Below are 14409 nucleotides of genomic sequence, written 5' to 3' on the forward strand. Positions count from 1 at the left end.
GCAGCGTGGCCGAGGCAGGCACGGTCGTGCTGTACGAGGGCGCGACCGCTCTGGGCACGGTGACGGCTGCGGCGGCGGGCGCCTGGAGCATCACGGCGGCCTCGCTGGGCGACGGCACCCACACGCTGACCGCCACGGTGACCGACGCGGCGGGCAACACGTCGGCCGCATCGACCGCGCTTACGGTGACCATCGACACAAGCGCTGGTGCTCCCTCCGGTCTGGCGCTTGCCGTGGGTTCAAACAGCGGGTCGACGGCGGACACGCTGACCAGCGTGACGGCCCCGGTGATCACGGGCAGCGTGGCCGAGGCAGGCACGGTCGTGCTGTACGAGGGCGCGACCGCTCTGGGCACGGTGACGGCTGCGGCGGCGGGCGCCTGGAGCATCACGGCGGCTTCGCTAAGCGACGGCACCCACACGCTGACTGCTACGGTGACCGATGCGGCGGGCAACACGTCGGCCGCTTCCACTGCGCTGACTGTCACTATTGACACGACCACTAACACTCCTTCCGATCTTGCGCTGGCGGCTGTATCAAACAGCGGGTCGACGGCGGACACGCTGACCAGCGTGACGGCCCCGGTGATCACGGGCAGCGTGGCCGAGGCAGGCGTGGTCGTGCTGTACGAGGGGGCGACCGCCTTGGGCACAGTGACGGCTGCGGCGGCGGGCGCTTGGAGCATCACGGCGGCCTCGCTGAGCGACGGCGCGCACACGCTGACCGCCACGGTGACCGACGCGGCGGGCAACACGTCGGCCGCATCGACGGCTCTGACCGTGACCATCGATACAGGCGCCAGCGCTCCCTCCGGCTTGGCGCTTGCCGTGGGTTCGAACAGCGGGTCGACGGCGGACACACTGACCAACGTGGCTGCTCCCGTCATCATCGGGACGGCGGCCGAGGCGGGCGTGGTTGTGCTGTACGAGGGCGCGACCGCTCTGGGTACGGTGACGGCTTCGGCGGCGGGTGCCTGGAGCATCACGGCGGCCTCGCTGGGCGTCGGCGCGCACACGCTGACCGCCACGGTGACCGACGTGGCGGGCAACACGTCGCCGGCTTCCTCCGCGCTTACGGTGACCATCGACAGCGAGGCACCATCCGTTGCTATTGCCCTGAGCAAGACCACGCTCGGGGTGGGGGAGACGGCAACCGTCACCTTTACGTTCAGCGAGGCGCCGGTTGGATTCTCGCTCTCGGCCGTTACCGCACAGAACGGGACGCTGTCCAATTTGGCTGTCCTGCCCGACAGCAACGGGCTGGTCTATTCCGCGACCCTGACCCCGAGCGTGGAGACGGTTGCCTCCGACAGCCGGATCACCGTGGCAACGGTGTGGAGCGACGCCGCCGGGAACGGTCCGAGCGGCACGGTGACCTCGGCCGGCTATGCGATCGACACCCGGAGCCCGCCCAGCAACACGGCTCCTGCAATCGGCGGCGCCGTGTCCGGCCAAGCGGCCGACGACACGGTCGGCCGCCGGCCCTTCGCCACCTTGACCGTTTCCGACAACGAGTCCGCCCAGGCCCAGACGGTCGTGGTGAGCGTCCGCGGTTCAGGCGGCACGGTCGGCGATGGCACCGGCCTTTTCACCGCCGCCAGCCTTAGCGCCAGTGGCTTCGTAAAGTCGGCCGCCGGCACGTACCTCCTATCCGCGAGTTCGGCGGCGGCGGCTCAGGCCGCCCTGCGGCTGCTCGATTTTCAGCCGACGGCCAATCGGGTCGTTCCAGGAACCCAGGAAACCACGGCCTTCACCGTGACGGTCACGGACGCGGGGGGCGCGGTGGCGACGGACAGCGCGACCAGCATCCATGTCCTGTCGGTCAACGACGCGCCCATCGCGGCGAACGACGCGGGCGGCACCGACCGGCTCACCCCGGTCACGGTGGTCGCGGCGAGCGGCGTGCTGGCCAACGACACGGACCCCGACGTCGGCGACCGCATGGCCGTCAGCGCGGTGAACGGTGACGCCGCCAACGTCGGCCGGGCCATCACGCTGGCCGGCGGCGGCCGTCTGACGCTGAACGCCGATGGCGGCTACAGCTTCGACCCGACGGGAGCCTACGGCACGCTGCTGTTCGGCCAGACCCGGCAGGAGACAATCAGCTACACCGTCACCGACGAGACGGGCGCAACCTCCACCGCGACGCTGACCATCACCGTGCGGGGCGTCAACACCGCACCGGCGGTGCAGGAGGCCAAACATGTCGCCATCGACCAGAATTCCAGCCGCGTCGGCCTGTCGATCGACAAGCCGGTCGATCCGGAAGGCGATCCGCTGACCATCACGGTGACCGGTCTGCCGACGGTCGGGACGCTCCAGCGCTACGACGGTACGGCGCTCGCCGTCGGCGACACGCTGACGCCCGATCAACTCGCCGCGGTGATCTACACGCCGCCCTTCGGCGCCACCGGGGCCGCCGGGTCCTTCAGCTACGCCGTGTCCGACGGGACCAACCTGGTCGGCCGGGCGGTAACGATCAGCCTGACGCCGGTGCAATGGCTGAGCCTCACCCCGTCCAGCCTGTCGATCGCCGAAGGCAACAGCGGGTCGACCAGCCTGACCTGCACGATCACCCGGCGCGGCGACAGTTCGGGCGCCACCACGGTCAAGTGGCAGGTGGACACGACCGGCTTGAGCGGCAGCCTCGCCGACGCGGCTGACTTCGGCGGCACGCTGCCCAGCGGCACCGTCACCTTCGCCGCCGGCGAAACCAGCAAGACCATCACCGTTCCGATCAGCGGCGACCGGCAGGTCGAGGGCAACGAACAGTTCCGGGTCCTGCTCTTCTCACCCTCGACCACGGTGGCCGACGCCAAGATCACGGTGGAGAACGCGACGGCGATCGGCACCATCCTCAACGACGACCGGCCCGCGACGATCACCACGGTGTCCGGCCCGGCGGCCGGCCGCTATCTGGCGGCGCGCGGCGATACGCTCGACTTCACCATCGCCTTCAGCGACGCGGTCAGCGTCTCCGGCGCCGGCGTGCCGCGGCTGGCGCTGACCATTGGGACCCAGACCCGCTACGCCACCTTCCTGCGCGTGGAGTCCGGCAAGCTGGTCTTCCGCTACGCCGTCGGCACGGGCGATCTGGACAGCGACGGCATCGTCGTTGCCGGGGCCATCGACCTGAACGGCGCGCAGATCCGCGACAGCGCGGGCAACGCCGTCACCACCCTGTCCTTCGGCAGCGCCGCGCCGCTCACCAGCCACGTGCTCGTCAACGTCCGCGGCGGCCACGCCATCGACGGCTACATCGCCGGCGCCACGGTGTTCGCCGACGCCAACGCCAACGGCGAGCTCGACGCCGGGGAGGCGTTCGGGACGACCAGCGCGGTGGGAAGCTGGTCGATTCCCGGCGGGTCCGGCCCCATCGTCATGATCGGCGGCACCGACATCTCGACCAATCTGCCCTTCACCGGCGTCTACGAGGCGCCGGGCTCGGCGTCGGTCATCACGCCGCTTTCCACCATCATCATGGGGATGGCGGGGCTTGCCGGTACGGACAGCGAGATCGCCGCGGCGGCAACCGAGCTGAAGAGCAAGCTCGGCCTCGACGCCGGCCTCGACCTGCTCACCTACGACCCGATCGTGGCGGTGACCACGGCCGGGGCGGACGCCGCGGCCATCGCGACCGCGCTGAAGACCCAGGCCGCCGCCGCCAGCGTCGCCAACGTGATCGTCCAGGGCAGCGCCGTGCTCGCCGGGGTGGTGATCGGCGCGCCGCGGGCCAGCGGCGTGATCGGACGGGCGCTGGTGGGCGCCATCGCCGACGCGGTCAAGGCCGTTCCGGCCGGCGGTACCATCGACCTCGCCGATCCGACGGTCCTGGCCGCCATCCTGGCTGCTGCCGGAGCGCGCATCGGGGCTGTGGACAGCGTGAAGCTGGCCGCGGTGATCGGTGGTGCCGCCAACGTCATCGCCGCGTCCAACGGCGCGGTGATCACCGCGGGCACGACCAACAGCGGCGGCGTCGACGGGCTGATCCAGATGGCCCAGGCCCAGGTGGTGGCGCAGGGCACGGCGGCCGACGAGCTGCGCAACGGCACCGCCGCGGGCGACGTGTCGGGCGCGGTCGCCGCCTTCACCGGCACCAACCTCCAGCAGCAGATCAGCGCGGCCCAGGTGGCCGTGGTCGTCCCGTCGCGCCTCGCCATCGCGGCGACCGACGCCGACAAGCGCGAGGGCGACGGAACCAATCCGGGGGGCAACACCGCCTTCACCTTCACCGTCACCCGCGCGGGCAGCACAAGCGGCGCCCTGACGGTGGATTGGACGGTCGCCGCCGGCCCCGGCAGCGGGGGCGCCACGCTCGACGCCGCTGACTTCGGCGGGACCCTGCCGTCGGGCACCGTCTCCTTCGGCGACGGCGAGGCGACCAAGACCGTCACCATCCTGGCGTCGGGCGACGCCGACATCGAGCCGGACGAGACCTTCACCGTCACCCTGTCGAACCCGTCCGTCGCCGCGACGGCGATCGAGACGGCGTCGGCGACGGGGACCATCCGCAACGAGGACCCGATCGACCCGAGGCTGACCCTGCCCATCGCGCCGACGGTGGTGGCGGGGACGGCCACGGCCATCGCCGGCCTGTCGGTGATGGACGGCGACAGCGCCACGGTGACGGTGACCCTGACGCCCGGCCACGGCAGCCTCGGTCTCGCCGGCCCTGCCGCGGTCAGCGCGGCCGGCGACGGCACCGTGACGGTCAGCGGCAGCGTCGCCGACGTCAACACGACGCTGGCCGCGCTGATCTTCACCGGGTCCGGCGGGCAGGCGGCGGGCAGCATCGCGGTGACGGTGGCCGATGGCGACCCTGCGACGCCGGACGCCTCGGGCACGCTCGCCATCGCCATCCAGTCGCCGCCGGCCAACGTGCTGCCGAGCAGCCCGACCCTGGTTGCCGGCCGCTCGACCGAGGTGCTGGGGCTGGAGATCACCGACGTCGACGGCGGCACCATGACCGTCGTGCTGACGCCGACCAACGGCACGCTCACCTTGCCGCTCTTCGGTTCGGCCACGACGAGCGACCTCGGCAACGGCAAGAACCGGCTCACCGGTTCGCTGGAGGACGTGAACCGCACGCTCCAGCAGCTCGAGTTCACCGCGTCCCGCAACGTCAGCAGCGCGTCGATCCGCTTCGAATCCTCCGACAATCAGCCGCTGACCCCCGACTCCGACAGCCTGCTGGTCATCGGCGTCCTGTCCTCGCCGGAGCACAGCGCGCCCGCCACCCTGTCGGTGGTGTCCGGCCTGGCGACGGCGGTGACCGGATTGGCGGTCAGCGATTACGACAGCCCGACCCTGCAAGTGACGCTGACCCCCACCAACGGCGCGCTGGCCCTGACGGCACAGGGCGGGGTGACGCTGACCCAACCCACCGCGGGGGTCTGGCGCCTGCTCGGCACGCCGACCGACATCACGGCGACATTGGCCACCCTGACCTTCACCGGCACGGCAGGCCAGACCTCCGGCACGATCCGGGTGACGACCAGCGATCTCGGCACGCTGACGACCGACGCCGAGGCGACCATCGTGGTGACCATCGTCGATCCGGCGACCCTGATCGCCCCGACGCTCACCCTGCCGCAACCGATCACCCTCGACCAGGGGCTTGCCACGGCGCTGACCGGCATCCAGGTCACCGACCCGGACAGCCCGTCGATCTCGGTGACCCTGACCCCGTCCCAGGCGACCCTGGGTGCCACGGCGGCAGGGCAGGCGGCCGTCGCGACGGCGGGCGACGGAACGCTGACGATCAGCGGGTCGGTCGCCGACGTGAACGCGACGCTGGCCGCCCTGCGGATCACCGGCGGCACCGCCGCCACGGCGACGGTCGCGGTGACCGTGAGCGACGGGGTCACCATCCCCGCCACCGGCACGCTGACGCTGCCGATGGTGGACGTCACCCCGCCGGACAGCCCGACGATCATCACGGTGAGCGCGGACGCCGCCGGTACGCGCCCGCTGGCGGTCACCAACACGAACCGGCTGTTCCTCCGCGGCACGGCGGAAGCCAACAGCCGGATCACACTGTCCGAGGGCGGGACGGAGCTGGCGACGGCCACCGCCGACGCGCAGGGCGCCTGGGTCGCCGATCTCAGCGGGACTCCGCTGGGGGACGGCACCCACGCCTTCACCGCGCGGGCGACCGACGCTGCAGGCAACACCGGTCCAGCTTCCGGCACCCGGTCGGTGGTCATCGACACCATCGCGCCGACGGCGCCCATGGTGGCTTTCAACGACACGTCGATCGACCGCGCCAAGCAGAGCAGCGTCGGGTTCGCCCTGTCCGGCGGGGAGAGCGGGACGACCTATCGCTGGACGCTGTCCTCCTCGGGCGGTGGCGGTGCGCTGACGGGGACCGGGACCCTCACGGGGGCGGGTGGCGCCGTTGGCGGCATCGACGTGTCCGGCCTGCTGGACGGAACCTTGTCGCTCTCGGTCACGCTGACCGACGCGGCGGGCAATGTCTCGGCGGCCGGGATGGCGACCGCGGCGAAGGCGGCGGGAAGGCTGGTGGACGGCACGCCGGTGCAGACGCTCTCGTCCCAGTCCAATGGACAGGCCGTCACCACGGTGGTGGTCCAGGCGCCCGCCGACGGCCAGTTGGAAGACCCCGGCAGCCCGAACGCCGGGCTGGCCGACGTGCCGCTGGTCCGGGAGACGGTGACCGATCCCGCCAGCGGACAGCCGACGGTGGTGACGACGCTGCAGGTCGGCTTGCCGACCGGGGTCGGCGTGACGGCGAGCGGCCCGGAGTCTCGCGAGGGGACGACCCTGGCGCAGGCCGACCTGATCCGCGCGATCGAGGCGCGCACGACGGCGGGATCGGTGTCGCGGTCCGGCCTCTCCAGCGGCGGCCTGCGATACCTGGACACCCTGTCGCGGCAGACGTCGCTGCTGATGCGCACGCTCGCCTTCACCGCGCCCGGCACGCCGGGGGCGGCGGTCCGGGTCACCGGCGCGATGCCGGAGTCCACCTCGCCGATGGCCCTGGTCATCGACACGGCCGGGGTCGCGGGGCCGCTGACCATCCGGCTCGACACGGTGTCGTTCGCCGCGGTCATCGGTTCGGCGACGCTGGCCGGCGGCGAGGGCAACCAGGTGGTGTATGGCGACTCCGGCAGCCAGTCGATGATCCTCGGCCCCGGCGACGATCTCCTGTCGGGAGGCGGCGGCAACGACACGGTGGCCAGCACGCTCGGCAACGACACGCTGTACGGCGACGACGGCGACGACCTGATGCACGGGGGCGACGGCGACGACCTGATGGATGGCGGCGCCGACAACGACACGATGGGCGGCGGGGCCGGCAACGACACGATGGGGGGCGCGGCCGGCAACGACATCCTGATCGGCGAGGGCGGCAACGACGCCCTGTTCGGTGGAGCGGGCAACGACACCCTCTTCGGCGGCGACGGCAACGACACGCTGTTCGGGGAGGACGGCGACGACATCCTGTCGCTGGGAACCGGCAACGACCTGGCCGACGGCGGGGCCGGCAGCGACACGCTGTTCGGCGAGGACGGCAACGACACGCTGTTCGGTGGCGCGGGAAACGACATCCTGTCGCTGGGGTCGGGCAGCGATCTGGCCGATGGCGGAACGGGCAATGACACGCTGTTCGGCGAGGACGGCGACGATACGCTGTTTGGCGGAGCGGGCGACGACCTGCTGGCCGGCGGGGCGGGGAACGACCTGCTGTTCCTCGACCAGGGAGCCGACACGGTGTGGGGCGGTGCTGGGGCGGACGTCTTCGCTCTCGGCGGGGCGTCCGGCGGATCGATGGTGATGGATTTCACTCCGGGCACCGACCGGCTGGCGCTGTTCGACCCCTCGCTCGACCTCAGGAGCGTGATTGCGTCGGCGAGGGTGGTGAACGGCAACACCGTGCTCGACCTGCGGCTGGGCGTGAGCGTCACCATCGTCGGGCAGACCGGCGACGCCGCCCGCTGGTTCGCCTGACGGGACGGGGGCGGCCGCAAGCCCGCCCCCTCCTTCCGCGTCGTTGGCCGAGGAAACGGCCGTGCTATCGTCGGGCATGGCTGCGCGCGTTCTGAGACTTTTCCCGGGACCGCCCGAAGAGGTGGCGCTGACCGGGCTCTATGTGGCCGACGCGCTGCACACCCTGGGCGGCGCCGCCGCGCCGTTCGTCTATGCGAGCTTCGTCGGCAGCCTCGACGGGCGCATTGCGCTGCGGGATGGCGAAGCGAGCCACCTTCCGGCCGAGATCACCAGCGAAAGCGATTTCCGCCTCTTCCTCGAACTGCAGGCACAGGCCGATTGCCTCGTCACGCACGGCGGCTATCTGCGCGATCTTGCGGCGGGGCGGCTGGACGATGTGTTGCAGATCGGGACGCGCGCCATGGACCGGGACCTCGCGCGGTGGCGGCAGGAGAACGGCCTGTCCGCCCAGCCCGCCGTCGTGATCGCCAGCGCGAGCCTGGATTTTCCTGTGCCGGAGTCGGTGATCCGGGAAAAGCAGCGGGTCCTGATCGCGACCGGCCGACAGGCCCCGAGCGATCGCGTCGATGCGTGGCGCGCACGCGGCTATCCGGTGATCGTCGCCGGAGAGGGCGCGTCGGTGGAGGGGGCGCCGCTGGTCCGGGAACTCGGCACGCTCGGCTTTCGCAGCGTCTATCTGCTGACCGGCCCGCGCATGCTGTCGACCATGCTGCGGGACGGCGCGCTGTCGCGACTCTACCTCACCATCGCGCACCGTGTGGTGGGGGGAGAGGGCTTTCACACCATGGCGACGGGGCCACGGCTGGAGGGCGCCGGCCGCCTGCACCTGTCCTCGCTGTACTACGACAGCGCGGCGCCGGATGGGGCGGGCCAATGGTTTGCCCGGTTCGAGCCGTTGCGCCCGACATGAGTCCGGTGCCCAAGCTCAGGCCGGAACATGATAGGCGGCCCTGTTGAAACAGGCGGGCGGGCAGCGGAGACCAGGCAAACCGCTGCCCGCGGGAAAGTCGGGTGTGGGCATGACGAGACTCGCGGCTCGCCGTTGCCATGCCATCAAAGCTGAGCGCAGGCGTAGGCGTTTATTTCGGTGCCGACGGCGATCACGCGGATTTTCGGTTTGCGCCAAGTCTTCATGATGCGCTCCCTCGTTTTCTGGGGGTAAAAAGGACCACCGGCTGCTCGGTCTCCTTAAGAAAGCCTACTGGCTCAATCCTCGTACGGCCATCATACGAATGGATAGCGGTAAGGAAATTGCGTATAGTTTTTTTTGTGGAGAAAGAGCGCCGAATTTATTCTGTTCCGGCTGTGAACGGCCAATCTTTCCCGTAATCGTCTCCAAATGCGTGCTTGAGACGACGTGATCTATGGTCACACCATGATAGCGCGTTTCTTTGGGCAGACCAGCATGGACCCGATCCGATGACGAGGAATGGCGTTCCGGTTGCGTTGATCGCATTGTTGATCGGCGGCGGCACGGCGCAGGCCGAGGACGGCTACCCCACCTACGCCCGCGTCGATTACGTCCTCGGCTGCATGCTGTCCAACGGCCAGGGGCCGGACGTCGTGCGCAAATGCTCCTGCAGCATCGACGAGATCGCCGCGCATTTCCCCTACGACAGCTATGTGGCGGTGGAGACCGCGCGGGGCATGCAGGAGGCACCCGGCGAGCGCGCCGCTCTCATGCGCGATGTCGGGTGGATCAAGGACCTGCTGAACGAGTTCCGGCAAGCCCAGGTCGCCGCCGACCTGAAATGCTTCTGAGCGAACGTACCGCGCCGTCCCTTCACGAACCGGAATTGGCCCGGATCGGCCAGCTCTCCCGAAAAACCCGCCCGTTCGAATCCTCGGCGGTGACCTCCAGCGTTCCCTGCTCCTCAGGCACCAGGGAGAAGTGGATGCTGGGATCCTCGCTCAGCGAGATGTCCGACTGCACGTCGAGCACCGGCGCCCCGTTGTAGCGGATGGCGACGGTCTTCACGTAGTGGGCCGGGATGAAATAGTAGTTGAGCTGGTCGTACTGCATGCCGGTGTAGTTGGGGTGGCTGATCAGCAGCTGCGCGGTCAGAGGCTTTCCGGCGACGATGCCGTCGGGCAGGTTCAGCTTCATCTTGCCCATGCGGGCGACGGCGAGCTGGGCGTTCTTCAGCGCTGGCGCGGAGCATCCCCCGGACGCCTTGACGAATTGCGTGGTGCGCAGCAGCCGCCCGTCGCCGGTCTCCGCAACGGCGGTGATGTTGGTGTAGGCGTTCACCCGGACGCGCGTGTCGACCGCCTGCGGGCTGTCGCCGTGGGCAAAACGGAAGGTCGCGGCCATCGGCACCGGATTTTCATCAACGATGAGATGGACCGCGGTCACCTTGACGCCATTGCCGGGTGCCGTCACGATCCGGATGGGCACGACCGCCGCGTCGTTGGCCCGTTTCGGGGCCTCCACCGTGAGGAGCGACCCGGCCTCCTCGACCGTGCGTCCCGAGAAATACATGTCGCGGAGCATGTCCCAGCGCTCGTCCTGCGGCGAGGCGGCCAGAGCACCCGCACCGCTCAGGCACAGATGCGCCGCTCCCGCCAGCGCGGTGACCGACAGCGTTGAAATCGTCCGGTGTGGTGTGGTCATGGCGTCATTCCCATTCCAGTTCGGCGAAGGTCGCCGTCACGTTGCGCGGGTTGTAGGAGTCGAACAGGCGCCAGCGCGGCGCCTCGTCGGCGGCGACCGTATCGACCGCCTGCTGGATCGTGCCGTGGGCGGCTTGGACCTTGCGGACTCCCTCAACCACCCGGCTCAAGTAGCGGCGCAGGTCCGTCGCCGCGTCCGGCCAGGGGGCCGAGGGCGGGCCGTGCCCGGGAACCACGCGCGCCGCCGGCGTTGCGGCCAGAGCGTCGAGTGTGCGGAGCCAGCCGAGGACGGAGCCGTCGATGGCCGGCGCCCGTTCCATGAACAGCAGGTCCCCGGCCCACAGCGTCTTCGTCTGCCGGTCGAGCACCGTCAGGTCGTTGTCGGTGTGGGCCACCGGCCACGCGACGAGGTCGAGCACGCGTCCGCCCAGATCCAGTTCCAGGCGGTCGGTGACGACGAGGGTCGGCGGGACGAGCCGGACCTCTGCGGCGGGGGCACCGACCGCGGAGTCGAAGGCCTGCCGGTAATGGTCCATGCGCGCAGCCAGTGCCGCCTGGAAACGGACATGCGCGACAAAGTCCGGCCGGTCGGACAGGAAGGCCGCGTTCCCCAGGGCATGGTCCGGGTGCATGTGGGTGTTGACGACGTAGCGGATGGGCCGGTCGGTGTGGGCGCGGATCGCCTCGCGCAGGCGATGGCCGATGGTCGGGGAGCCGCCGCTGTCGATCACCGCGACGGCCCCGTCCCCAACGACGAACCCACAGTTGGCGATGTCGCCGCCGTTGGTCGCGTCGGTTTCCTCGTGGCGGCCGGCGTGGACGAACACGCCGGGGGCGACCTCGAACACGGGCAGGGGATCGGCCGTCGCCGGGGCCGCCGCCCCAAACAGCCAGACGGACAGCCAGGCGCCGGCCAGCGCCGCGCGCGGGGACGGCCGGAGGAACGTGGCCGCAGCAGCCATCGTCCGGTCCTGCATTTGTGTTCAATCGGACGAGTATGAAACCGCGCCGGCGGGCCCGGCAACCGGGCAAAGGTGTTTGTGCGGCGCACCGTCAAAGGCCAGCCAGCCGACGCTGACGGCGGGGGCGAACCATCCCGCGCGCTCCCGCAAGGCCGGCGCCACCGGCAAATGCGCTTCGAAGTCGCGGTAGGCCGATCCCCGGCGCTCGGCCAGACGCCGCACCAGGAAGCGGCCGACCCCGGCGCCGACGAGCGGCAGGTCGTCGCCCATCGGGTCGCGCGACAGCACTTGGTCGAGCGCGTCCTCGATCCGGCGGAGCTGGCGTTCCGCGAGATGGCCGGCGAGGCGGCGGGCCTTCGGGAGGCTGTCCGGTTCCAGGTCGTCGCCGACCATCCGCAGCAGACGCCGCGCGCTGGCGTTGATGCCGTGGTCGCGCCCGTCCGCCGTGGCGTGCTGGTCGGCGTCCGCCGGCAGCGTCCCGGTCAGGCGATGGACGTCGGCCATGGTCGCGAACAGCTCGGCCATCAGAGCGCGCCGGCCTCCACCATAGGGGACGGCGCGGGCGACCGCCATGACTGGGGTGCGCACGACGCCCGTGTAGACCAACTCACCGCTGTCCAGCCGCTCCGCGTCGGAATAGCCGGCATGGCGCGGCCCGCCGCCGCTGAGCGGGACGATGTCGGTCGTCGTGCTTCCGACGTCCAGCAGGATTGCGTCCCCAGCCGCCGCGGTCAGCAGCGCCGTGGCGTACCAGTTGGCCGACGCCACCGCCGCCGCGCAATCCGTCACGGAATCGACCGGGACCAGCCCACGGGGACCGGCGAAAATGGTAAGCGTCGCGGCGGGCAGGGCGGACCGCATGGCGGCGGCGATGCGGCGCACGCCGTCCGCGCGGTCGTCGAACAGGTCGGCCAGTTCCCCGGTCATCGTCGCGGCAACCCGCTGTGGTCGGCCCCAACGGGCGAGCACCGTCGCGACGGCCTGCTCCAAGCGGTCGAGGCCCAACCAGAGCGGGCAGGGCCATTGGTCGAGGTCGCGGAGCGTTCCCGTTTCGTCGAACAGGGCCGCCTTCAGATGCGCCCCGCCGACGTCCAGCCCGATCAATGCGCCTCCATCCATGGCTCATCCCTCCAGCGTCAGATGGATTGGTTCGATGCGCCCCACCGGCGGCGGCGGAACCGGTGGGGCACGCGCCAGATCCAGCACCGTGGCGGCGATGTTCAGCCCGGTCGCGCGCCGCACCCCCACGAAGGAGGTGGTCAGGCGCGGGTTGACCTCGATGATCGTCGGCCCCTCCGGACCGATGATGATGTCGACGCCCACGCAGCCGAAGAGGCCGGGCAGCGCGGCCGCAACGCCCTGCGCGAGATCGGCAAGGGCAGGGGTCAATGCCATCCCGCCGACAATCCCTCCGCCGTAGGAGAAGCGGCCGCCGGACAGCGAAACGGTCTGACGATTGGCGGTCAGCGGCCACGCTCGTCCATCGCGGCAGAACATTGACAGGCTGGCCGGGGTGCCCGGTTGGAAGGGCTGCGCCACGAAACCGCTGCGGTCCGCCTCTCCCAGCCAGCCCCGCCACTCGGTGTGGTCGCGGATCAGCCGGGTGTCGACGCAGCCGGCCCCGTCGTCGGGCTTGACCACCCAGGGACCTTTTTCCGGTGGGCCGTCCGCAACGACGGCACCGACCCGCCAGACCGGGACGACGGGCATCCCGGCTTCCGACAGCACCGCCGCCGTCGCAGCCTTGCTGGACGCGACGGCCACCGCGTCGGCGCGGCTGTTGAACAGGGTGCGCCCGCTGGCCTCGACCATGCGGCTGAAGCGCTCCAGCGCGCCGTCCGTCTCGGGAGCGATCGGCCAGACGCCGTCGGCCTGCCGGGCGAGGTCCTCCCAAAGCGACCAGGACTCGCGCGGGTCGGTGATGGTTATGCTGCTCACGGGGGCCATGGGTGGCGGAAGGCGGGCGTCGCGGGTGACCGTCACCGCCACCCCCGGCACCTCCAGCAGGTCGGCCAGCAGGGCGTGGAGCATCAGGTCGCCTTCGCGGGCGAGGCTGGCGGGGATTGGATCGTCCGGTGGCATGCCGCCGCCGGTCACGAACTCAACAACCAGGATGCGCATGCGGTCCGCCACCATGCAGCCGAGGGAGGGCGAGATGTTCCACGTCGTTCCGGTGATCGACCTCAGGGATGGCGGCGTGGTGCACGCCCGCCGCGGCGACCGCGGCCGCTACCCGCCCCTGCGCTCGGCGCTGTGCACCGGCAACGACCCGGTGGAGGTGGTCGGTGGCCTGCTCCGCCTGCATCCATTCCGCGTTGTCTATGCCGCCGACCTCGACGCCATCCAGGGCAGCGGCGACAACCGGCCGGCGCTGGCGCGGCTGAAGGCGGGCTTTCCGGACATTGAACTCTGGGTGGATGCCGGGTTCCGCACCGCCGATGCGGTGCGGGGCTTCGTCGCGTCGGGGCTCGGCGACGCGGTGCTTGGCAGCGAGAGCCTGGACGGGCTGGCGCCGCTGCTCGCGCTGAAGGCCGATCCGGCCTGGGAGCGGATGATCCTCTCGCTCGATTTCCGCGATCGCTTCGTCGGACCGCCGGACCTGCCCGACCGCCCAGACCTGTGGCCGCGGCGGATCATCGCCATGACCCTCGCCCGCGTCGGCTCGGGCGAGGGGCCTGACTGGAACCGGCTTTCGGAGATCGGCCGGGCCAAGCCGCAGGCAAGCCTGTTCGCCGCCGGCGGGGTCCGCGACGGCAACGATCTGCGCGATCTCGCGGCGCGGGGCAGCGCCGGCGCCCTGGTGGCGACGGCGCTGCACGACGGCCGCATCGGCGGCGCGGAGTTGGAAGCCCTGTCCCGATAAG

At 70.9% G+C, this 14409-nt stretch carries 9 protein-coding genes; 4 read left to right on the top strand and 5 right to left on the bottom strand.

All coding sequences use genetic code 11. The features are described from left to right. Positions 1-5: 5 nt before the first annotated feature. On the top strand, positions 6-7970 hold the full coding sequence (locus tag FHW79_RS17105; protein WP_211108340.1) for an Ig-like domain-containing protein: 7965 nt from the start codon (positions 6-8) through the stop codon (positions 7968-7970). A 61-nt stretch (positions 7971-8031) separates the two neighbouring features. Beyond that, complete coding sequence (locus FHW79_RS17110; RefSeq protein ID WP_348984191.1) at positions 8032-8880, top strand: dihydrofolate reductase family protein; 849 nt, start codon at positions 8032-8034, stop codon at positions 8878-8880. A gap of 143 nt (positions 8881-9023) precedes the next feature. On the opposite strand, the gene pqqA is transcribed toward FHW79_RS17110, so the two are convergent. Next, on the bottom strand, positions 9024-9104 hold the full coding sequence (pqqA, locus tag FHW79_RS33525; RefSeq protein ID WP_014242213.1) for a pyrroloquinoline quinone precursor peptide PqqA: 81 nt from the start codon (positions 9102-9104) through the stop codon (positions 9024-9026). Between the two features lie 285 nt (positions 9105-9389). Between pqqA and FHW79_RS17120 the strand changes: the two genes are divergently transcribed. Beyond that, the gene (locus FHW79_RS17120) at positions 9390-9731 is read left to right on the top strand and encodes a hypothetical protein (RefSeq protein ID WP_247884451.1); all 342 of its coding nucleotides are present in this window, start codon (positions 9390-9392) and stop codon (positions 9729-9731) included. Between the two features lie 22 nt (positions 9732-9753). On the opposite strand, the gene FHW79_RS17125 is transcribed toward FHW79_RS17120, so the two are convergent. From FHW79_RS17125 to FHW79_RS17140, 4 genes are read right to left on the bottom strand one after another with little or no spacing between them, the layout of a single operon-like run. Further along, positions 9754-10584, bottom strand: a complete 831-nt coding sequence (locus FHW79_RS17125) for a quinoprotein dehydrogenase-associated SoxYZ-like carrier (RefSeq protein WP_183180067.1) — start codon at positions 10582-10584, stop codon at positions 9754-9756. A gap of 4 nt (positions 10585-10588) precedes the next feature. After that, on the bottom strand, positions 10589-11545 hold the full coding sequence (locus tag FHW79_RS17130) for a quinoprotein relay system zinc metallohydrolase 2 (protein WP_247884452.1): 957 nt from the start codon (positions 11543-11545) through the stop codon (positions 10589-10591). 21 nt (positions 11546-11566) lie between these two features. Continuing rightward, positions 11567-12664 carry a hydantoinase/oxoprolinase family protein gene (locus tag FHW79_RS17135; RefSeq protein ID WP_183180069.1) on the bottom strand — a complete coding sequence of 366 codons (1098 nt, stop codon included), beginning with the start codon at positions 12662-12664 and terminating at the stop codon, positions 11567-11569. Positions 12665-12667: 3 nt separating this feature from the next. Next, positions 12668-13666, bottom strand: a complete 999-nt coding sequence (locus tag FHW79_RS17140; protein WP_183180070.1) for an ATP-grasp domain-containing protein — start codon at positions 13664-13666, stop codon at positions 12668-12670. Between FHW79_RS17140 and FHW79_RS17145 the strand changes: the two genes are divergently transcribed. After that, complete coding sequence (locus FHW79_RS17145) at positions 13665-14408, top strand: HisA/HisF-related TIM barrel protein (protein ID WP_247884453.1); 744 nt, start codon at positions 13665-13667, stop codon at positions 14406-14408. The genes FHW79_RS17140 and FHW79_RS17145 overlap by 2 nt on opposite strands. Position 14409: the final 1 nt, after the last annotated feature.

Origin of the sequence: Azospirillum sp. OGB3, from assembly GCF_014192915.1 — a bacterium.
Lineage (GTDB): Bacteria > Pseudomonadota > Alphaproteobacteria > Azospirillales > Azospirillaceae > Azospirillum.